Annotated in this window: 20 protein-coding genes and 1 pseudogene; 5 read left to right on the top strand and 16 right to left on the bottom strand. The window is 46.2% G+C overall.

The features are described from left to right. The first annotated feature begins 3 nt into the window (after positions 1–3). Entirely contained in the window at positions 4–891 is an 888-nt protein-coding gene (gene dapA, locus SNR34_RS14160) for a 4-hydroxy-tetrahydrodipicolinate synthase (RefSeq protein WP_343260745.1), read from the top strand. 293 nt (positions 892–1,184) lie between these two features. On the opposite strand, the gene SNR34_RS14155 is transcribed toward dapA, so the two are convergent. The 6 genes from SNR34_RS14155 to SNR34_RS14130 form a co-directional block, all read right to left on the bottom strand. Then, positions 1,185–1,784, bottom strand: coding sequence for a sugar O-acetyltransferase (locus SNR34_RS14155; protein ID WP_486182205.1), 600 nt, complete (start codon positions 1,782–1,784; stop codon positions 1,185–1,187). Between the two features lie 186 nt (positions 1,785–1,970). Continuing rightward, complete coding sequence (locus SNR34_RS14150) at positions 1,971–3,362, bottom strand: HAMP domain-containing sensor histidine kinase (protein ID WP_486182204.1); 1,392 nt, start codon at positions 3,360–3,362, stop codon at positions 1,971–1,973. After that, the gene (locus tag SNR34_RS14145) at positions 3,353–4,012 is read right to left on the bottom strand and encodes a response regulator transcription factor (RefSeq protein ID WP_339278032.1); all 660 of its coding nucleotides are present in this window, start codon (positions 4,010–4,012) and stop codon (positions 3,353–3,355) included. The genes SNR34_RS14150 and SNR34_RS14145 overlap by 10 nt, the downstream gene beginning before the upstream one ends. A 62-nt stretch (positions 4,013–4,074) precedes the next feature. Then, a complete protein-coding gene (locus SNR34_RS14140; protein ID WP_339278031.1) occupies positions 4,075–4,833 on the bottom strand; it encodes a lantibiotic immunity ABC transporter MutG family permease subunit in 759 nt (252 codons plus the stop codon). Position 4,834: 1 nt separating this feature from the next. Further along, positions 4,835–5,575: a lantibiotic immunity ABC transporter MutE/EpiE family permease subunit gene (locus SNR34_RS14135; RefSeq protein WP_486182203.1), complete on the bottom strand. Its 741-nt coding sequence runs from the start codon at positions 5,573–5,575 to the stop codon at positions 4,835–4,837. Between the two features lie 2 nt (positions 5,576–5,577). Next, positions 5,578–6,285: a lantibiotic protection ABC transporter ATP-binding protein gene (locus tag SNR34_RS14130; RefSeq protein ID WP_486182202.1), complete on the bottom strand. Its 708-nt coding sequence runs from the start codon at positions 6,283–6,285 to the stop codon at positions 5,578–5,580. A 369-nt stretch (positions 6,286–6,654) separates the two neighbouring features. Here SNR34_RS14130 and SNR34_RS14125 point away from each other — a divergent pair. Next, positions 6,655–8,007: pseudogene (locus SNR34_RS14125) on the top strand (IS4 family transposase). Between the two features lie 523 nt (positions 8,008–8,530). On the opposite strand, the gene SNR34_RS14120 reads toward SNR34_RS14125, so the two are convergent. The 5 genes from SNR34_RS14120 to SNR34_RS14100 form a co-directional block, all read right to left on the bottom strand. Further along, positions 8,531–9,892: an ATP-binding cassette domain-containing protein gene (locus SNR34_RS14120; RefSeq protein ID WP_486182201.1), complete on the bottom strand. Its 1,362-nt coding sequence runs from the start codon at positions 9,890–9,892 to the stop codon at positions 8,531–8,533. A 341-nt stretch (positions 9,893–10,233) separates the two neighbouring features. Then, positions 10,234–10,938: an ABC transporter ATP-binding protein gene (locus tag SNR34_RS14115; protein WP_236421531.1), complete on the bottom strand. Its 705-nt coding sequence runs from the start codon at positions 10,936–10,938 to the stop codon at positions 10,234–10,236. Beyond that, on the bottom strand, positions 10,935–11,399 hold the full coding sequence (locus SNR34_RS14110; RefSeq protein WP_486182200.1) for a peroxiredoxin family protein: 465 nt from the start codon (positions 11,397–11,399) through the stop codon (positions 10,935–10,937). The genes SNR34_RS14115 and SNR34_RS14110 overlap by 4 nt, the downstream gene beginning before the upstream one ends. Next, positions 11,392–11,814 carry a hypothetical protein gene (locus tag SNR34_RS14105; RefSeq protein WP_486182199.1) on the bottom strand — a complete coding sequence of 141 codons (423 nt, stop codon included), beginning with the start codon at positions 11,812–11,814 and terminating at the stop codon, positions 11,392–11,394. The genes SNR34_RS14110 and SNR34_RS14105 overlap by 8 nt, the downstream gene beginning before the upstream one ends. Positions 11,815–11,870: 56 nt before the next feature. Continuing rightward, positions 11,871–14,555, bottom strand: coding sequence for an ABC transporter permease (locus tag SNR34_RS14100; protein ID WP_486182198.1), 2,685 nt, complete (start codon positions 14,553–14,555; stop codon positions 11,871–11,873). Between the two features lie 1,574 nt (positions 14,556–16,129). Here SNR34_RS14100 and SNR34_RS14095 point away from each other — a divergent pair. After that, positions 16,130–17,482 carry an IS4 family transposase gene (locus SNR34_RS14095; RefSeq protein WP_486182197.1) on the top strand — a complete coding sequence of 451 codons (1,353 nt, stop codon included), beginning with the start codon at positions 16,130–16,132 and terminating at the stop codon, positions 17,480–17,482. 9 nt (positions 17,483–17,491) lie between these two features. On the opposite strand, the gene SNR34_RS14090 is transcribed toward SNR34_RS14095, so the two are convergent. After that, positions 17,492–17,824, bottom strand: a complete 333-nt coding sequence (locus SNR34_RS14090) for a hypothetical protein (protein WP_486182196.1) — start codon at positions 17,822–17,824, stop codon at positions 17,492–17,494. A 388-nt stretch (positions 17,825–18,212) separates the two neighbouring features. Next, entirely contained in the window at positions 18,213–19,184 is a 972-nt protein-coding gene (locus tag SNR34_RS14085; RefSeq protein WP_486182195.1) for an aldo/keto reductase family protein, read from the bottom strand. A gap of 144 nt (positions 19,185–19,328) precedes the next feature. On the opposite strand from SNR34_RS14085, the gene SNR34_RS14080 reads away from it, so the two are divergent. Continuing rightward, the gene (locus SNR34_RS14080) at positions 19,329–19,706 is read left to right on the top strand and encodes a MerR family transcriptional regulator (protein WP_339278027.1); all 378 of its coding nucleotides are present in this window, start codon (positions 19,329–19,331) and stop codon (positions 19,704–19,706) included. A gap of 233 nt (positions 19,707–19,939) precedes the next feature. On the opposite strand, the gene SNR34_RS14075 is transcribed toward SNR34_RS14080, so the two are convergent. Beyond that, a complete protein-coding gene (locus SNR34_RS14075) occupies positions 19,940–20,281 on the bottom strand; it encodes a thioredoxin family protein (protein WP_343260752.1) in 342 nt (113 codons plus the stop codon). Between the two features lie 216 nt (positions 20,282–20,497). Between SNR34_RS14075 and SNR34_RS14070 the strand changes: the two genes are divergently transcribed. Then, positions 20,498–21,166 carry an ArsR/SmtB family transcription factor gene (locus tag SNR34_RS14070; RefSeq protein WP_486182194.1) on the top strand — a complete coding sequence of 223 codons (669 nt, stop codon included), beginning with the start codon at positions 20,498–20,500 and terminating at the stop codon, positions 21,164–21,166. A gap of 148 nt (positions 21,167–21,314) precedes the next feature. On the opposite strand, the gene SNR34_RS14065 is transcribed toward SNR34_RS14070, so the two are convergent. Next, a complete protein-coding gene (locus SNR34_RS14065) occupies positions 21,315–21,644 on the bottom strand; it encodes a thioredoxin family protein (RefSeq protein WP_486182193.1) in 330 nt (109 codons plus the stop codon). 6 nt (positions 21,645–21,650) lie between these two features. Then, positions 21,651–21,968 carry a thioredoxin gene (trxA, locus tag SNR34_RS14060; protein ID WP_236417031.1) on the bottom strand — a complete coding sequence of 106 codons (318 nt, stop codon included), beginning with the start codon at positions 21,966–21,968 and terminating at the stop codon, positions 21,651–21,653. Between the last annotated feature and the right edge of the window lie 66 nt (positions 21,969–22,034).

Here is a 22,034-nt window from a genome sequence, read left to right as displayed (position 1 = left end):
ATCATGATGAACGAAAAACATATTCATGGGATTTTCATACCGGTGATTACACCTTTTACGAGCGATCATAAGCTGGACATCGAGTCTTACCGGAATTACGTCACTTATTTGGCAGAGCACGACATTCAAGGCCTTGTCGTAAACGGCACGACGGGCGAATCGCCGACCGTATCCTGGGACGAAGTTGCGCAACTGGTACAAACGACGCAGGATGTGCTCAAAGAGCTGAACAAAACCATTCCAATCGTCGTCGGCACGGGAACCAATGATACGTACTCTACGGTACGCCGCACGGAAATGGCTGCTGAAATCGGCGCGGACGCAGCCATGGTGGTCACTCCATATTACAACCGTCCTACGCAAGAAGGCATTGTAGAGCATTTTCGCGCCGCATCCGGCACCGGCTTACCTGTTCTGGTATACGAAATTCCGGCACGTACCGGCAGTCGGATGACGCTCGACACGATTCGCACCGTGCTTGACCTGGATGGCGTGATCGGCCTGAAAGACAGCTCCGGCGGACTGGACCTGCTCCTCCAGTTGACGAAGCATGATACGAAACCGATTCTGTGCGGGGAGGATTCCTATTTCCACGCGATGCTCTGCCAAGGGGCAGCCGGCGGCATGCTTGCATCCGCGCACCTGAACTTGCCGAAATACGTGGACATCTACCAGCGCTTTGCAAGCGGCGACGTTACAGGCGCCCGAGACAGCTTCAAAGAGGTGGAATCGTTGATTCGCCAGGTCTTCTCGGAACCTGCTCCCGCAGCCATCAAATGGTGGCTGTCCCAGCAAGAGATCATCGCGACCGGACAATTGCGGCTGCCGCTCATGCCCGCATCGGATCAGCTCAAGCAAAACCTCATGAATACCATCGTTTCTTATGCATAAGTTGTTCTTTTAACGCAAACGAGCGTCTCCTGGCGGAGGCGCTCGTTTTTTAATGTGTATACTATCTTGCATTGAAGGGTGTAATGCGTCCATTGCCAGCAAACGCAGTCCCGTCTCGAAATCCTGCTGAAATGTTTGCGTCAGCACGATCTCGGGATAAGACGGCATCGGTTCGCCGTTTCCATAAACTGAATGTCCGCAGCGAAGGAGTGGCACACGCAAAAGCTTGTACATCATAAAGTGTCTTGTATGGGATCGTGCCCCATCAAAATGAATTCGGGTTAACGCCCAGCTTAGCCTTTATCCATTTCGTTGTCATTCCGATTCATCGAGGTTTCCTCGATCTTTCGAATCACTCTTGCAGGATTTCCACCGACGATCACGTTGTCGGGTACATCCTTGGTGACCACCGAGCCCGAAGCGATGACGACATTGTTGCCAATGGTCACGCCCGGATTGATAACAGAGCGCCCGCCGACCCAGACATGGTTACCGATCGTTACCGGTTTACCGTATTCCGGTCCTTGGCTTCTTTCGTACGGGTCAACGGGATGAGTCGCAGTGTACACGTGAACGCCCGGTCCGAACAAGCAGTGATGCCCGATCCGTACTTCACATACATCCAGAATAGTGCAATCGAAATTCGCGTAAAAATGATCGCCGACGTGCACATTGTATCCATAATCCACCCGCACATTCGGTTCCATGCTCAGGTTCTCGCCAGTCGAACCAAACAGTTCTTTCAGAATCTGCATACGCTTCTCCTCATCCGCTTCGGTGGTCTGATTGTACATTCGGGTCAGTTTTCTGGCATGGGTCCGATCACGCGTCAATTCCGGGTCCCAGGCTTTATAAAGTTCTCCATCCAGCATTTTTTGTTTCTCTGTCTTCATTCCGCTTACCCGCCTTCACTTCATATTATACTTTTAATAAGTATTAACATATATGAATTTAAACGGGTTGTCTACCCTAAAAAATCCTTCATTTCTCTGACGCGAAAATCGTCATAAATCCAATCCATGCATACCAAATAGCGGCAGCCATGGTTCAGGGCCAAACCAAGAGCTGCCGCTATTCAGTTATCGTTTGGCACCGACGGGGATTTCCAGCGTCACTTGGGCCCCTCCGGTTTCATCCGAATTGCCGAGACGAAGCATTCCCCCGTGCATTTGCATGATGTGCTGCGAGATGTAAAGCCCCATTCCATAGTGGCCGGTGGAGCTTCTGGAGGCATCTCCCATATAGAATTGATCGGTGGCATATTTGAGCGCCTCGGCCGAAAAACCAGGGCCTTCGTCGATGATCGTCCATCGCACGCCTTGTCCCGCCGCCTCCATTCGAATCGTCATTTGTTGATGTTCTGCCATATGGTCTGAAGCGTTATGGACCACGTTCATCAACGCTCGCTCCAGCAAGTCTTCATCGGCATAAAACCTTGGAGGGAACGAAGAAGCCGCCCAAACCGCATGCTGTTTTTTGACTGCAACCAAGGCGTGGATCTGTCCTTTTACCCGTTCAACGAATTGATGCGCATCTACCTCTCTCCTGTTCAAAGACATGGATGTTTCGGTATTCGCTATATCGATCAAGGTTCGAATGTATTGCTCCATCTGGCGGACGCTATCGGTGATATAAGCGGTATATTCCTGCTGCTCTGCCGATTGCCCGGTTTCCGACAACAGTTCGACGTTTCCCCGTACAATGGTCAGCGGCGTTTTGACGTCATGGGCCAAGGCGGAAATTTGCTCGCGGCGGCTCTGTTCCAGCTTCCACTGCTGCTGAAGTGAGCTGCGAAGCGCTTCCTTCATCTGATGCATCGAGTCCAGAATCTGATCGATCTCGCTTACGCCGCTCATTCGAATCTCAAAGTCCAAGTCCTGGTTCTGCACATGCTCTGCCGCCTGCCTGAGCCCCCTCAGCTTGAGCGACAACGTCCGCCCAAAAGCCGATGCAAGCCACAGAACGCCGGCGATCAGCAGGCCGAGAAAGGCAGCAAAGAAAGCAATTTCTGCGCTCGGTATAACGTTTCGCAGCCATAAAGGCTCGAATTGCGCCGAGACGGAGTAACGGAACAGCATCACCTGATCATGATGAACGGCTTTCACGTAAACATGGGTAAGGCTTGTGTTGACCATCCGTTCCTTAAGCTCGGTCCAAGCTTGTGAAGCATCCCTTGGGGATAACGTTCCCGCTGCCCATTCCCCATCGGATGACAACAAAGCATATCGGAACAACGCGTCATCAGAAGAAGGGACGGTTCCTTCCTGCTCGAATGAAGCGGCGGCAGCCGCCGCTTGCTTTTCCGCGTAATTGGCAGGAAGAATGGCTCCCCAGGACAGCATGGCAATGAAGAGGCCTCCCAACAGCAATCCGAGCACGATGATCCCTGAGCAGAAAAACATGAGGTATTTCATAAACAAGGAACGCAGCCTGGTCGGTTTCCGATTCTTCGGTCGTGTCGTCATTTCCATCGGTAACCGATCCCCCACACGGTCTCGATCGGCGCTTCGCCAACCCGATTCAGCTTGGCGCGAATGTTTTTGACGTGCTCCACGATCGTGGAAGAATCGCTTTCCCCTTCATACCCGAACACCGATTCATAGATTTGTTCCCGGGAAAACACCTGTCCCCGCTTCATCGCGAGAAATTCACAGATGGCGTATTCGCTTTTGGTTAAAGGAACGTCCTGACCCCGAACCCGTATTTCCTTTCCGGACAAATTGAAATGCATGTCGCCGATGCACAGCACGTTACGCTTTTCGCGATTTTCGCGCCTTAAATGGGCCTGGATTCTTGCTCTCAGCTCTCCGGCGCCAAACGGCTTGACGATGTAATCGTCCGCTCCTTCGGCAAGGCCGGACATGATATCCCCTTCCATCGATTTGGCGGTAAGGAACAGAATGGGACAATCGACCTTGTCCCGAATTTGCCGGCATAATTGGAAACCGTCGATCCCGGGCATCATCACATCGAGCATGATCAAATCGAAGGTTCCAAGCTGTTGATCCTGCACGGTGGACGGGTCGGAAACGGCCGTCACCAGATGACCGTCCTTTTGCAGAATGTTCGATAGCAGCGCGAGCACGGCAGGTTCGTCGTCAACGGCCAATAGTCGTGCCATGTTCGGACCACCCTCCTTCTTTTTCACTTCATGATATCCATGGGCAATCCAACCCGCTGATCCTATTCAAGCGCATGCTTTCCTTCCCAACGCCATACCCATGCAACTGATATTGCAATCATCAAGAGGGTCCCCGCCGCCAGACAGGCGATTCCCATGCCCAACATCGAATGCGCAGGTACGGAGCTTGCAGCCTCGCCTGCAAACCTTGACCACAAGGTGATCAATCGGGATGGCCAGGCAAACGGAACGTAAACCCAATTGGCGTCCCCCAGTCCGGTCAACAGCAGCGCAGACACCAGACTCCCCGCGATGCCCAGTCCCATGGAAGCACCTCTTCCCCATCTCAAACTAACGATAAAATGAAATACGTAAAGGAATATGCTGCTGCCGAACAAGATCAGTCCCGCCAGTATGTAAAAAGATATATCCTGCATTTCATTTTGCAAAATGAATACATTTCCAACGCCGAATCCTACGGCCGCCGTTAGGATGCTTGCCAAACCAAACACCAGGAGAAGGCTGAGCTTGCTAAGAAAAGGAATCACCTTGACCGGTGATGTCAGCAAATGTTGAAAGCCTCCTGCATTATACTCCTGTTCCGCGGCAATTGCACATACGATGCCGATGATTGCAGGCAGTGCAATGGCAACGGCCTGCAGGTATCCATCGATTTTGGAGGCATCGGAATACGGTGTGAATGCATAATACGAAAGAAACAGCACGATGCCGATGAACGGGATCGCCAGGTGAATCCATGGCAGCGATTGTCTGCGCAGCTTGATCACGTCGGCACGCATATAACGAATGAACATGCTCATTTTACTTCGACTCCTTGCCCTGGAATGCTTTGGCCGTTATGAAGGACAGCAGCACGAACCATCCGATGTTGATAAGCAATCCCGGCAGAATGACCGATTGATCCAGAAGCGGATCGCCGGCAGGCACCGGAAGCCCGTTCGGCAGCACTTGAATGATGGCGCACATCAACCGGCTGGGAATGCCGTAAGGAATCCACCATAGATCCGACGTCGGGAGAAAAATAACGCCTGCTCCGAAGTTGCCGATCATGCTTATGATCAGCGTAACGAAGGTGCCGACACGGTCTGCCAGAAAGAGGCAAAATGGAATTTGCCAGAGGAACGTGACGAAAATGGCCAGCGTCCCCAGCAGACTGTCCATGGCTGAGATGGTACCAGGCAAGAGCAATCCTACAGCGAGTAAAGCGACCCACAAACACATCGACGCTCCGAAAAACAGAATGACCACTTCGCCGATTTTGCCCAGCCAACTCAGCGATGCAGGTATCGGCAGCGAAAGGATCGGACGATATCGGAGCTTTCCTCCATCCTTGCGAAGCACGCCGCTGCACATCAGCGTCAGCGCACCGGGCAAGATCATGGTATACCACCAGTTCAAGCTTCCGCTTTGAAAGAAACGCCCTCCCATTAACATGAAACATAGAAATAACGTAAGCAGCGGGGCCGTCAACATCAATTTGCGCGTAAACGTTCGTTTGAGCTTGAGATGTTCGGCCCGAAGAATACGAATATATTGGCTCATGCTCACGCTCCCTCCTTGCGATGTTTGCTGGCGATCTGCATGAACAACGGCTCCAGTTGTTGTCCGGGTTTCACGGCTTCTTGATAAGCGAGAACCCCTCCGGCCATAATGCCGATATCGTCGGCAACCTGCTCCACTTCCGAGAGGATGTGGCTGGAAACGATGACGGTAATGCCTTGTTCGGCAAAAGAGCGGATCAATGCGCGCTGCTCCTGAATGCCGATCGGATCGAGGCCATTGGTCGGTTCGTCCAGAATGAGCAGCTTGGGATGATTCAATAACGCAATCGCAATGCCGAGGCGCTGCTTCATGCCGAGGGAGAATTGGCCTGCACGTTTGCGTCCCGTTCCTGTCAGATCGACCTGTTGAAGCACTTCGTCAATCCGGGAATCAGGCAATCCGTAGAGCGTGCACCGGACCTTCAAGTTTTCGCGTGCCGTCAAATTGTCGTACAGGGGCGGCGTTTCGATCAACGCGCCGATCTGATGGAGGTCTGCCCGCGTCCAGGGCCGGCCTTCGAAACGGATCTCCCCGGAGGTCGGTTTCAGCATGCCGGTCAACATTTTGAGCATCGTCGACTTCCCTGCGCCGTTCGGTCCGAGCAGCCCGTAAACGGTGTTGCGCCGGATCGCAAGCGATACATCGTTGACCGCGATTTGTGATTTAAACGTCTTGCTTAAATGCTCGGTTTGCAAAATAAATGGTTCCATTCTCGTCTTCATCCTTTTCGTATGTGTCCTTGAAAAGAATGTTATAAAACAATTCTAAGGATTTTATAAGGATCCCATTAGAAATCGAAATTTCAAACAAAAACATGCAAAAAAGGCCAGCCAGCAATAACTGGCTAACCCCATCATGCAAAACGTCTGTTCAATTGTATGCCATGTTTTACAGCCGAATTCCTTCCTTGCTTTCGATGTTTATTAATAACTCAACTTTCGCACCTAGAAAAATGGCTTAAACCATTGAGTGCGTAAGGATAATTCAGTAGATTTACTCGCATTGACAAAAAAACACCTCGCTTGTTTGGTATCATGGAAGTGCGACCAACCATGCCAACAAGAAAGGTGTGTAACCCTATGTTACAACAACATTCCCTGTCTGAACAGTCTCGTTTTTCTAAACTTTTTGCTACACTTCACATCGGGAAAGCCTTGCGGCATGCAGGCATTTCCAAATCATTTGGTCTTTCCAGTTTAGCCCTTTTTCGAATCGTGTTCTCGTTGGTTTTTGAAGGAAAGAATTGGTTTCGCCTTCTGGAAAGTGACCGCGGAGCCGACCTGCCAGGAAAAGATGTTGTCTATCGATTCTTGAATCAATCTTCCTTTGCCTGGCGGCGATTTTTGCAGACATTAAGTCTTCAGGTCGTACGCTATTTTGAATCGCTCATTTCCTCCAAACGCGTACGTGTATTTATCGTTGACGATTCAGTACTTAGCCGGAACCGGAGTAAAAAAGCAGAGCTGCTGGCACGTGTATTTGACCACTCCACAGGCAAATACATCAAAGGCTACACCATGCTCACCCTCGGTTGGTCGGACGGTTTTAGCTTTGCGCCGCTTGATTTTGTCATGCTGTCTTCCGCCAAACTAGCCAATCGTTTTTGCGAAATGGCCTCCCATCTCTCGAGGCGTAGCCATGGATACAAACGCCGAATGGACTCTTTTTTCCGTAAGCCTGATGCGGTTGTAGGCTTGTTAGACCGAGCTTTAAAAGCCGGCTTCACTGCGGATTACGTGCTCACGGACAGTTGGTTTACGCAAGCTCCACTTCTTCGCAAGCTCACAGACCGAGGTCTGCCTGTGATTGGAATGATCAAAGAAATGAAGCAGCGATATCTCGTACAGGGACAGCGAATGACACTGAGTGCCGTGTTTCAAAGCCTGTCCAAATCGAGTACAAACGACATCAAAGGTTCTGTGGTTGTGCATACTTCGTGTGGTCTGCCCGTGAAGCTTGTATTTGTGCGCAACCGAAATAAGAGACGAGAATGGCTCACCATTTTGAGTACAGATGTCACGCTGGATGCCGCTGAAATTGTACGAATCTATGGGATGCGTTGGAGTATTGAGACCTTTTTTAAAGTTACGAAGAGCTATTTGAAACTGGGAACCGAATTTCAAGGACGCTCTTTGACCAACTGATTAGCCACACGACGGTGGTATTCAGCCGTTATTTGGCGATGGAATATGAACGGCGCGAAACCAGTGATGACCGCACACTGGGAGGACTCTTTTTTCTCTTTGCCGATGAGGCTTCGTGATCTGGACTTCCAGACGGCGCTTCTGCAACTGATGAGTTTATTTCTCGACATGTCTCAAGCAAAAACAAAACAGAACAAAACGGACATTTTTTGTCAACGACAAGAATGGATCTCTGGTTTACCCAGCTATATCAAGGGTTTGTTTGGAGATTTGAGCTGCGAAAGTTGAGATAATGAGAAATAACAAGTGGTTTCTTGTCGCAGCAGCAGTTATCGTCCTGAGCGGAGCGTTTTACATGAACTCTATTTCTGCTGAAAGTCCTACCCAACTAATCCAAGATCAGCTTGTTAAAGAAGGAGTGGCTGTTTCTAAAATCACCACCCAAGAGAGGAATTTAAAATTGGAAACAAAATCAACTTCTACTTCTGAAGAAGCAACCATAGAGGATATTAAAGCTATCCGAAAAATCCGGAATGAAGTACGAAGTGGTGCTAATGGAACCTCACAAATCAACAATGTTGATCTCACGATTACAGGCGAAAATGGCCAAAATATATACAATGGTGTTTCTCATGACATTACCCGAATACCAGACTTCTCATCTAAAATTGTAGGAAAGCTCGATTCTGAATCAGTCCAGAACGCTATATATAGTGAACTGAAGGCAAACGGTGTAACTGTGGAATCGACAAAAGTTACGGATAACGAACTGGGTGGAAAGCTGGCCTCGATCGTGCTTACAACGGAAATCTCAGAGGTAAACAGTCTCGTGTGCTCCTGTCGGTTCATCGAACACGATAAACGATGCGTCACGAATGAACACCCTTGCCAGTGCCAATCTTTGCCACTGGCCTCCAGATAAGTCTTGGGATTCATGAAACAGATGACCTAATACAGTATCCAGATTTAACGAATTATTCTCGCTGGAAAGACCGACCACTTTCAATGCCTCATACAGTCGTTTATCATCCGTAACCCGATCCATATTTCCCACCATAAGGTTTTCTCGTACCGTTAGCTGATAACGGACGGAATCCTGAAATACGGCGATACAACTTTCCTTAAGACTATCATCACGAATGTCACAAATGTCTGTCTCGCCATAATAAATCGTCCCATTTTGCACAGGATAAATCCCCAACAAACATTTAATGAATGTTGATTTTCCAGCTCCATTGTCGCCAACAATGGCAATTCTCTCTCCCTGTTTGATGTGCAAATTTACATTTTTGAGAGAGGGCTCTTGTCGATTGGGATAGGTAAAGGATAAGTCTCTGACCGTAATCCCGGGCATCAGATTTTCAGGGAACAACATCTTTGCGTCTTGTTGTTTATTCTCTGGACATTGCAGATAGTTAAATAAACGCTCGCTGTACATCCCCTCTTCTCCGAAACGTACAATATAATTAACCAAACCTTTCATCAAAGCGTATGCGGAACTCACTGCGATGGTTAGCGCTACATACTCTCCAATCGTCATACGACCCTTAGAAGCAATGAACACAAGTATAACCGTCGTGCCAGCAATTGATAATTGCCCGATGTTCTCTATTATATAGTTCACAATGCCGGCTTTTCGCTCTAGTGCCATTTTCTCTTCCGCTTGTTCCCAATATGCGTCATTCCATTTTTTCTTAAAATACGCACCCATGCGAAACAATTGAATTTCTTTTATCGTGTCTCGGTTACGGAACAACTGTTGTAAATACGACGCTTTCCTCATTAGCGGCGATTGAGTGACCGTTAAACGAAAGCGATGTCCGCTTAGTTTCGCGTTAGCTAAAAACGAAGGTATTGTGACAACAACAAGAAAAAGGGAAAGCCATGGGCTGAAGTACCACAACGTAAGCAAGTACCCGGAAATCGTAATGGAGTTCATAACAATCTGCCGCAAAGTCATAATCATTTGTATTCCACGCTCGCCGCTTCCGCTTGTCAACTGTAACAGGTCATAAGAGGCGTGCTTTTCAAATTCCAAAAATGACAGACGCAACGTTTTATCAATGATTAAATGCTCAAAAAAGTTAGCCGCGCGATAACTCATCCGCCGCTCATTGAGTTGCTCTATGAGAAGGAGAACACTTGTAACAGAGTTTAAGGCAACTTGTCCCAAAAGCCAAAAAACGGCATTACATACGGCAACTCTCCCGTAATCACCCGCTCAGTCGTCCCAACAATTTTAGCAACCAGATAGATTTGGACAAGCGGTAAACACGCCTGAACAAGCATAATGATATGACTAACTAGCAATGCTCTAGGTGATACCTTCCATAATAACGGTATAATTTTACAGGTTGTATGAATGACTCTACGCCATTTCACTTGACTTGTCATCTTGCTTTCCCCACCAATCCACAAAGCCATCTATTTCGGTCACCATTAAACAGACTACCCGCTCAGAATAACTCCAAGAAAGAATGGATAAATCCTTCCTGTATTTCGTCTGATTGCTTATCACCCACCTTTTCCTTGTCCCTCCCTGTGCTCAACAGAATCAGTTAGTTTTCCGTCTTCCATACGAATTACACGATCTGTTGCTGATGCAACTAACGGATCATGCGTGACAATAACTACGGTCACTTGTTTATCTGTATTTATTTTGCGCAGCAAGGTTACTATCGCCTCCGATGTCACAGTATCTAAAGCCCCAGTAGGCTCATCAGCCCAGATGACACGAGGATTATGGACGATAGCGCGGGCAATGGCAACCCGTTGGGCTTGTCCTCCAGACAGTTCATGCGGCATAGCTTTCAACTTATCCGATAGCATGACATCTTCAAGTGCCGCCTTTGCAGCTTTGTGTGCAACTGACGTCTTAGCGCCCTGACTGATAAGCGGCAATGCAACGTTATCGACAACATTTAACACAGGAATCAGATTGTATTGTTGATAGACAAAACCCATCGACGTCAACCTGAGCGCGGAGACATCTTTTTCACTCATTTCGTGTATTGCTTGCTTGTCGAACCAAATTTCGCCACTGTCTGCTGACTCAATACCTGACAACGTGTAAAGCAAAGTAGATTTGCCACAACCAGATGGCCCCATAATGCTTACCATCTCGCCCCTTTGAATCTGTAAATCGACCCCTGATAATGCGACCGCTTGTGGAGTAGCTGCCATGCCGTAATTCTTGCGAACAGCTTTGGCTGCAATCATGATCTTGAAGCCACCTCTACCACGGGAATAAGACCTAATTGGGTAATCGTTCCTCTCGTCGTCGCTACCTCTCCAATATCCCCCATATAGGCAATTGTACGGTCAGCGTTAAGCACATAGGCATATGGGGTGAATTCCGGGCGATACACGTAATATAATTCCTCAGCGGAAGCAGATAGAACGTCGAAGGAAAAGTCAAAATGCTGCCGAATTACCTGAGCTTCTTCCACGTCGCCATCAATTACAAGAACAATCTCCCCATCAAACACTTCGGCAACTCCTTCGAGTTTTGGCAACAACTCAATGCATCCTGCACAATACAGAGAGAGAATAACAATCAAAGTTGAATCGCGTTCGTGTACTCGCCCAGCAAACATCGGCACTTCACCCAAATGATATTTTTCAGGCACATCACCTTCCAGTTCTCGCACTGAATCGAACAACTGGTTGATCTTAGACATCATAGCGAATCATCTCCTTTTCAATAGAGTCTAATACCGGCATTAGTGTCGACAAAGAGTTGAATGGTGCTGATTGCAATATGACCCCGCTTCTATCTAGTGCTGTCGCCCAAGGAACGCCAGCAAAGTGTTTTTTCCAATCCTCCGTCTCCATATAAAACACTTCTGCATGCACAGAAAACGCTTCATAGAATAAGGGCATATTGTCCTCCAGTGTGTCTACTAGGATGACCGTATTAACCGCATGCATTTGAAAGTAATCGTATAACACAGCAAGTGCATCCTGGCAAGGCGCACACCGAGTTGAGACGACAATCACTAACAATCCATTTCTTAAAAAATCATACAACTTTCCCGTCCCTACCGTAAAATTAGGTAGCAACTCCCCAATCTCGGGAACAACACGTTTCTGCACCTTTTTTAAGAATTTTCCTGTAATCTACATGTTCCATAAGTCATCCTCCTACCCTGTTACTCTTTCCGACTGATCTGTATACGTTTTAACCCGGCAGTGCTAAACAGGTTGAACAACCAGATAAAAATCAGTAATCCGATGATGAGACCTGTCACTTTAAGATAAGGGAACGAAAACTGAACACCCATCCACGCCAAGCGCAGCATCATCTCTGAACCAAGCCTTCCGACTATAATACCGCTAATCAACCCAATGATACCCATCAGACAACCCTCTACAATAAACACCTGTTTCAACGACTTTCGACTTACCCCCATCTGCCACAACATAACCATATGGGGAATACGCTCCTGTACGGATCGAGTCTGAATCACATACATACCGAGTAAAGCCATAAGCATCATAAATGACATAATGTAAGAGAACAGCGTCAATTCAGCTTTAACAATCATCGTAATGATAGCTTGGTCCTCACCAGGCGTACTCACAGTAACACCAGTTGTTTTTGTAAAATGATATTTCAGTGTCTTAATAGAATTTGCTGCCGCCCCATCACTATCAGCCAACTGCAACAGCGCAAAGCCTTTCGGATCCCCAGGCCACTTATAAGCACCGTTTGTACTATATTTGTTGTAGAGTTCATCAGCCACTATAAATGTCCTGAAATGGAATCGGTTATCATCGCCAATAGCGAACGTTCCTGCTATCGTGACCATTTCCTCTCCAATCAGATTCTCTTCTTTGCCCCCACCTTTCAGCAAGCGAAGCGGAATCTGATCGCCTACTCGGTACGTACCTTCCAATTTATCATCCACGAGAACTATTGACTCTTGATCCCTCAAAGCCTGAAATACTTCTGCATCGCTCTGAAATTGCGGCGCACGGCTGGTGAGCGGTAAGTGGTAACTTTCCCCCAGCCACTTTCCCCACACGACTTGCGAATATGCCCATTTGTTACCATTTGTAGGCGGGATTACTTCTGTTAGATCAAGTGCTTTGTCGGGTGATGAAACAAATATTCTGTATGCATCCACGTAGGCAACACTTTGGACGATTTCTTGCACTTCATTCATATTAACTGTGAGCTTACTTTTTTCTCGCTCATCAGCATAAGACATATAAGCGTCGGCAGCCAAAAAAGAATCTCTCTTGTTTTTGGCGGAATAATCATCAACATTGGAAGTGAAACTAGTCATCACGATTAAACAGCAGGATAATATCGTGAATAATAAAATAATGCCAAATGAACGGTTAAATCGCATATTCGGGTACTGCGTGCCTAATGTAACAGCCAAACGATCCAACCAACGATGTGGAATAATGAATAATACTGATTTCATCCAAGGTACAGTGAGAAACATAAGATAAGCTGTTGCTATAATGCCTAAAAGCCAGCTTATAATTGAACCGAATACTCTTGAATTAATCCTATCAGCATCTGAAAGCCCCTCTGTGGCGAAATAATTGAAATAAATGAATGCCACTGCGACAAGGAGACAACCTAAAATTTTGAGCAGACGATTCTTTGCCGGAGTAACACGATTATCCTCCTTGCCCATCAGGTGCAGAATGGATGTGCGCTTAATGAAACGCCCAACAAAACAAGCGAGCAGTACAAAAGCGATAAACATGGCCAATGCAATCCACAATGTCGATGTCACATCCACGTGGGGATGAATTGGATAGGCGTAAGCAGAATACCGTTCCAATAATTGTTCGATATAAAATACATTAACAGAAAGCAATCCATAACCCAGTACATTTCCAAGGACAACTCCTGAAATGGTAATAACCGCACACAGTAACATGCACTCACTTACGTAGATAGCAAAGCATTTACGGTTACTGAGTCCAAGCGATCGGAGTACGCCGAGATAATATTTGCGCCTTTCTTTCAAAATATTAAACAACTGCGCCAACAGCAAAAATCCAGCGAACAAAGAAACAGCAACAAAGAACAAAAATGGTGGCGTGAAAATACTTTGCACCATCGACATATGAGATAGCGCTTCTTCTTTGATTGGTCTCTCAATGAAATCAGTAAGGAAGGAACTGCCTGGTAGTGATGAATACATCCTTTCCGTCGCCAGTAACATACTGTGCGCGTTTGCTTCTGGAACACCGAATATCTGATGTGCAAGCTTATCTGAGAGAATAACTGTCCCTTGTGCACGCATTGTTCCGCGAAAACCTGTTAATCCGCTTTCCTCAGCTATATCGCGAATCGTTACAGGCACTTCTTGTCCATCAAACGAGATTGTCATTGTTTCACCGACACTAAGTCCCATCTGCCGCGCCAGCGGAGCAGATACAATCGCTTCTTCTGTAGTCAGAGAATCAGTAAACCACAAGGGCTGCTTCGGTTCCAGTTCCCGGGCATTATGAAAATCAAATCCTAATGCAATGATGTTAGCTTCCTCAGTTTTATGATTATTCCCGCTGTGCACGGAAACCACCTGAGACACGTAGGGAAGACTGGCAATATTTTTGGTTTGAAGTTTCGTCTTAATATTTTTAATCTGAGCCTCGGTTAACTCAAGTCCAAGACGCGGATAAATTTCTGTACCAATAACACCAAAGTGTTTTTCTTCCCAATTTGATTTACTATATGTAATAGAAGAGATGACAAAATAACAAGAAAAAATCAGGATGACCCCGATAGAGCCTATGCATACGGTGAGTAGCGTTTGCCGCATCTGGGCTGTGAAATTTCTGGCTCCCATTTTCCAAAATATGCCCATTGTAGCACCAGCTTTCTCTTACGGGCGCTTATAACCTTTGCCCCTTAATACAGACACAAATTGTAAATTTACGAGTTAGGATTGAATGGTTTATCCCCACCCTACTCGGTGACGGCGCTTGCATTTACACGAACACGTCACCGAAAGGAACATTGGGGGGCAGGGCTTCAAGCGCAAGTCGGTCATTCGACTTTGCTGCAATTCCGATACTCTGACGTACCACTTACTTGATAGGCGTGCAATCATCAGGATTTGAAATATTTTCAAACCACAATCGTTCAAGAAAGAATGACATAAGGAGCATTCCTAAGCATCGACCATCCAAAACATGGATTAATCATTAGCATGAACATTCAATCTCGGAATAAGCGTATACGTCTGTGGAAGCACCATCTGGACGAACACAATGAATCCATACATGCTTAACAAATTGACGAGGAGAAAATGGATTTGTTGGACTACACCATTCTCCATTACAAAAACCTGGGTCAGTTCTATTTCCTTGTGCATAATAACCGGAAGGACAACTTGCCATTTAATCGTAGGTAATCTCATAAGCCCTTTTTTTCATTATCGAGTAATATTGAGTATATAATTTGGATATAAATTCTCTTTCGCCGTCTGTTTTTAAAGTTGAAATTGTATGTAAAGGAATCATTTTCCCCCTCCTTATGTAAATAATGGTCTCCAATTGTTATTTATCCTGTAATGCAGTCTCTAACCCACAGGTACATTAACTTTTTTCGGTATGATGAATCGCGATGTCACTAACACCAACTCGTTGGGCTACTCCATCAGATTGGTAATGCTTTTATCTACCAGCCTGAGGATGAGGTAGCGACTTCGAGCTCCACGTGACGTCTCTTTCGTATGAAGGAATCGAGTTCTTGAAGCCGTTCGCATTCTCACGTTTCAATTCAACCACGTATTTCCATACTTTAGTAATCATTCCCATTTCAATCTATAGCTTAAATGTAAAATTATCGGCGGTCAATATTCTATATTATATCTATATAGAAAAATTAAATTTTATAAAGGATATTTATCCTTTTCTCTACTCCGATTATTTCCGAAATTCTCTAATAGCAAATAATTTTTTGGTAATTCCAAGGACACAAAATTACATAAATTTTGTAATTAATTCATATTTCTTGTTAACAAATTACCATTTGAAGATCCACGCTAATCAGCGCCAGTCAAACATCCAAGACCGAAGTCATAATTACAATGAATTTAGTATTTTGGTTGTTACATGTCTTCTAATACTGAAATTTCATTTAAGCCCCAAAGTAATTCATCCCACATTTTATTTTGAAATACAGTTAATTTTGAAATCAACTTTAACTTCCTTATTCGTTCCCAAGATGTGCTACAAACTCAAAAACAGCCATACTATTTCTCAAGTTTTAGAACACTAATAACTTACTCAACTTTCGCACCTAGAAAAATGGCTTAAACCATTGAGTGCGTAAGGATAATTCAGTAGATTTACTCGCATTGACAAAAAAACACCTCGCTTGTTTGGTATCATGGAAGTGCGACCAACCATGCCAACAAGAAAGGTGTGTAACCCTATGTTACAACAACATTCCCTGTCTGAACAGTCTCGTTTTTCTAAACTTTTTGCTACACTTCACATCGGGAAAGCCTTGCGGCATGCAGGCATTTCCAAATCATTTGGTCTTTCCAGTTTAGCCCTTTTTCGAATCGTGTTCTCGTTGGTTTTTGAAGGAAAGAATTGGTTTCGCCTTCTGGAAAGTGACCGCGGAGCCGACCTGCCAGGAAAAGATGTTGTCTATCGATTCTTGAATCAATCTTCCTTTGCCTGGCGGCGATTTTTGCAGACATTAAGTCTTCAGGTCGTACGCTATTTTGAATCGCTCATTTCCTCCAAACGCGTACGTGTATTTATCGTTGACGATTCAGTACTTAGCCGGAACCGGAGTAAAAAAGCAGAGCTGCTGGCACGTGTATTTGACCACTCCACAGGCAAATACATCAAAGGCTACACCATGCTCACCCTCGGTTGGTCGGACGGTTTTAGCTTTGCGCCGCTCGATTTTGTCATGCTGTCTTCCGCCAAACTAGCCAATCGCTTTTGCGAAACGGCATCCCATCTCTCGAGGCGTAGCCATGGATACAAACGCCGAATGGAGTCTTTTTTCCGTAAGCCTGATGCGGTTGTAGGCTTGTTAGACCGAGCTTTAAAAGCCGGCTTCACTGCGGATTACGTGCTCACGGACAGTTGGTTTACGCAAGCTCCACTTCTTCGCCAGCTCACAGACCGAGGTCTGCCTGTGATTGGAATGATCAAAGAAATGAAGCAGCGATATCTCGTACAGGGACAGCGAATGACACTGAGTGCCGTGTTTCAAAGCCTGCCCAAATCGAGTACAAACGACATCAAAGGTTCTGTGGTTGTGCATACTTCGTGTGGTCTGCCCGTGAAGCTTGTATTTGTGCGCAACCGAAATAAGAGACGAGAATGGCTCACCATTTTGAGTACAGATGTTACGCTGGACGCCGCTGAAATTGTACGAATCTATGGGATGCGTTGGAGTATTGAGACCTTTTTTAAAGTTACGAAGAGCTATTTGAAACTGGGAACCGAATTTCAAGGACGCTCCTTTGACCAACTGATTAGCCACACGACGGTGGTATTCAGCCGTTATTTGGCGATGGAATATGAACGACGCGAAACCAGTGATGACCGCACACTGGGAGGACTCTTTTTTCTCTTTGCCGATGAGGTTCGTGATCTGGACTTCCAGACGGCGCTTCTGCAACTGATGAGTTTATTTCTCGACATGTCTCAAGCAAAAACAAAACAGAACAAAACGGACATTTTTTGTCAACTACAAGAATGGATCTCTGGTTTACCCAGCTATATCAAGGGTTTGTTTGGAGATTTGAGCTGCGAAAGTTGAGTTAATAAGTTATTTTTCTTTTAAAGTCAGTTTTTCTTCAAAGTTGTTACCATTGAGATCTTTCCACTCGATGACAATAGTTTGGTCTTCATTACTACTGACTTGGGAACCTTTTGTTCGCGTTATAGGGAACTTTATAACATTTGAAGCTAAACCGCCTTCTTCCTGTCTTTTATTTCTCCCTTCATTTATATCAATTTTATATCCTCTAATATCTCCCCAATTATCCTTTGTGTATAATATAGTATACTCTCCATTTTCTTCTCTTCCACTTGTTACTGTAGTATCGAACTCGCCTCTCCAATGTTCGCTCTCTCCCATGAGAATAATCCTATTTTTCATCATTCTCCTCCATTATTCATTTAATCACTTAGTATCATTATCATAGAATTAACATCCTTAAATATAAATTTGATATGTCCATATCATTTTACTGATATTCCCTTTAATTCAGTATACCTCATTCTTTCCATTTGTTTGAAAATATCCAAAACTAATTTCAAAATATACGATTGAATCCGTAATTAGAAGGAAGACGACTAATCCACTATGTTGTCCTTTATAAGTTATAGGAAGGGAATGTTGTTGCCAACAATATTCTCTTTACATGCCAAAAACCGAAGTGCTGGTAGCCCAACCCTTCGGTTCTTGTGGAAAAATTCAAAATTCTCAATTTTCTGAGGGGAAACATTTCAGCCTTAAGCTCGCTGGCACCTGTGATCGACTTCTCTTATCTCATTGGTGCGAAATGACTGACTTGGGACAAAATTTCCTCCGTACGCGAAATGATATCCGGCGTTAGCTCCAGCTCCGTCGCTTTGATGTTCTCTTCGATTTGCGCGGGTCTGCTGGAGCCAATGATGGCCGAACTCACGGCAGGCTGACGCAGAATCCATGCCAAAGCGAATTGGGACAACGACGCCCCGATTTCTTCAGCCAGTTCGGAAAGCTGTGCGGTGCACTGGAGCACGTCGTCGCGCAAATAGCTGTTGATTACGCCATTCGTTTGATCATTCGCGGCCCGCGTGCCCTCGGGAATCTGCTGTCCAGGTTTGTATTTGCCGGTCAACACGCCTTGCGCCAGCGGAGAAAACACGATCAGCCCCAGCCCTTCCTGCTCGCATCGTTCAACAACACCCTCTCTTTCGATGTACCGCTCAAACATGTTGTAAATGGGCTGATTGGAAATGAGCGGCCGCAGATTCAGGCGTCTGCTGATGCCGGAAGCTTCCGCGATCTGTGCTGCCGTCCATTCGCTGACGCCTGCATACAAAATTTTGCCTTGCGCCTGCAGGTCATCCAGTGCCCGAAGCGTCTCGTCAACGGGAGTCTCCGCATCAAAACGATGGCATTGATACAAATCGATGTAATCCGTGCCCAGTCGCTTTAAGCTCGCCTCGCACTGCTCCATGATGTGTTTGCGGGATAACCCGCGATCGTTCGGCCCCGGACCTTGCGAAAAAAACAACTTCGTCGCCAACACGTAACTGCTGCGCGGATACTCCTTCAGGGTGCTGCCCATAACCGCCTCGGCTCCCGGATAGGAATTGGATGTGTCGAAAAAGTTGATGCCCAGCTCATATGCCTTATGCATACAGGCGCGCGCCGCTTCCTCTGATGTGGCCGAACCATAGGTCAGCCAGCTCCCCAATCCGATTTCGCTCACTTTCAGTCCGCTTCTGCCCAGTCTTCTGTATTTCAACAGAATCACTCCTCTATTGAATGGTTTGGTTAGTCCAGAGCCTCTTTCTGGTGAAAACGCTCTATTGAACAATCTTAGGATAGTGGTTAAACTTATGTTTAAGTCAAGCCCATTCAACCGATTTATTTCGAAAGGAAGATTTGCGTGGAATATACGATCAAACAAGCCGCGGAACGCACCCAACTGCCGCCTTCCACATTGCGCTTCTACGACCGGGCAGGATTGATGCCTTTATTGAAAAAGACGGAATACGGCACCCGCAAATATTCCGAGATGGATATATGCTGGCTGGAATTGGTCCGCTGCCTGAAGGACAGCGGCATGTCTCTGGAGGACATCAAAGCATTTATGCTGTTATGCCTGGAGGGTTCCTCCACCAGCGAACAGCGAAAGGAGATGCTGGAGCAGCATCGGCTGCACATTTTGAAGCAAATGGACATGCTGAACTGCAGTCTTGGCACAATCGATTATAAGCTGGAGCATTACAATGAGATTGGCATTTTTCATATCGATACAAATTAGTACATATATAAACCGTAATAATAAATCCCATCAGGGCACTGCGAGCGCAGTACCATCTTCCGATCGCCGTTATCCACAGATTGGCTCTATCTCTCCGTTAACGTGTGGATGTTTTTTGTGGATTACATGGAATGCATCATATAGAAACGACCGTTTCCTTCATCGAAGAAACGGTCGTTTAAGCATGTCAAGATATATTAAATTAGGCCGCGAGCCGAGCCGTCCCCTTTGTCTCAGGAACGAGCTTGCCCTGCCTCCACCGCGCTTTGCAAAAACGTCTCGATTTCCTCCCGCGATTTGCGCAACTTGTTGACGAACCGGTTCAACTCGGCACCGTCTGCATAGGCAACAAAGCTGGGAATGCCCATAATGCGCTGCTCTTCGCTCACCGAACCAACCTGATCCACATCCACCTCGATCAAATTCAGCGCATCGGCGAATTTTTGCTCCACTTCCGGCATAAACGGATCGATAAATTTGCAATCACTGCACCAGTCTGCTTTAAAAACCGCAACCGTAAGTTTGGACGACTGGATCGCTGTATCGAATTCGGATTTCGAACTTATTTTTTTCATAGGAATACCTCCCTGTTTTCGTATGATCGTCATCTATCAAATATTCAATTATATAATTGAATATTACCATGTGAATGACCATTCGTCAATCCGCATCTCCCCCGCTTTGCTTGACTCTCTTCCGTTTCATGTTTAAAATTCTAATAATCAATGGATTGATCAACTTATGGGACATCCCCCATAGTTCACGATACGATAAGAATCGAGGCTGATCATATGGAAGACATGCTGAAATGCGCGCGACTTTTCAAAGAAGACCTCTATAAACAATTGGCCAGAATCGGAAAAGCTTTATCCAGCGACAAGCGGCTGGAAATGTTAAACGTATTGTCCCAAGGACCCAAAACCGTCGAAAAATTGGCTGGCTGCACGGACATGAACATGGCGAACGTTTCCCGTCACCTTCAGATATTGCTTGATGCCAAGCTGGTTAAGTTCACGAAAAAAGGAACCTACGCCATTTATTCTTTGGCCGATCCCGAAATTATCGATTTTCTCGGTTCATTATGGAAAATCAGCGAAAAACAGCTGCCTGATATCGGGAAGATGAAAGAGGATTTCCTGAACAATCTCGACGACATTCATACGTTGACGATGGACGAAGTCATGGAGAAACTGCGATCCGAGGATATTGTACTGGTTGACCTGCGTCCTCAAGAAGAGTACGACATGGGACATATTCAAGGGGCCATCTCCATGCCTATGGAGAATTTGGACGTTCTAATGAACGAATTGCCCAAACATACGGAGATCGTTGCCTATTGCCGCGGACCTTTGTGCGTGTATTCTGCGTTAGCGGCGCAAAAATTGCAATCCGAAGGCTTCAGAGCTTTTCGTATGGATGAAGGATTCAATGAATGGCAGGAGCATTTTGAAGTACATTGAAAATGAAACGTTAACCCGGGAACAGATTACAACCAAGCGGCGCAGACGAACAAACCGGGGAATTTCATCGATCGCAGCATAAAAAGACTTCAAGACTATCCCAGTGAATAGCTTGAAGTCTTTTTGTGTATCATCCGGCTAAAGCGTGTTATTCGGTGCTGGATAGCAGCTCCAGCCGGCTTGCCAAACCATCGAATTGAACAAAACGTCCTTCACGAATATACTCTTTCCCATCAAGAAATACCAATATGGCAGGCGCCGAGAAAATCAAAAATTCCCCCGCAACCTCCTTTACTTTGCCAGCATCGACCCGCCCCAGCTTGGCTTCGGGAAATTCATCGGTCAATTTCAACAGTTTCGGGTAAATGGCATGGCACACCGAGCAATCTTCCTGGGTCACATATAATATGCTCAAACCGTGGTTTTGAACGAATTCCTGCACTTCACCAATGGAGCCCAGTTCCAGAACATGGCCCATATTGAATTATGCTCCCAATTCTTTAATTCGGTCTTTGAGCACCTGTTTGGAAGTAATGCCTACCATCGTTTTCATCAGCTTGCCATCCTTGAACAACAGCAAGGTGGGAATGCTTCGAACGCCGTATTTGGAGGCCAGATCCAATTCCTCGTCAATGTTCACCGTAGCCATCGTCGCTTGCTCGGCCAATTCGTCAGCCAGCTCATGCACGATCGGCAGTTGAACCTGGCATGGTCCGCACCAAGGTGCCCAAAAATCGACCAGGGTTACCCCGCTCTGGATCGTTGGTTCAAACGTATCTTTATTCAGCGCTGTTGCTCCCATAAAATAAATCCCCCTTAACCATCATTATATATTCAATTGATTAATTGAATTATAGAATTAAGAGCA

Source organism: Paenibacillus sp. XP01, assembly GCF_057364885.1.
This window is presented reverse-complemented; position numbering and strand designations above follow the sequence as displayed.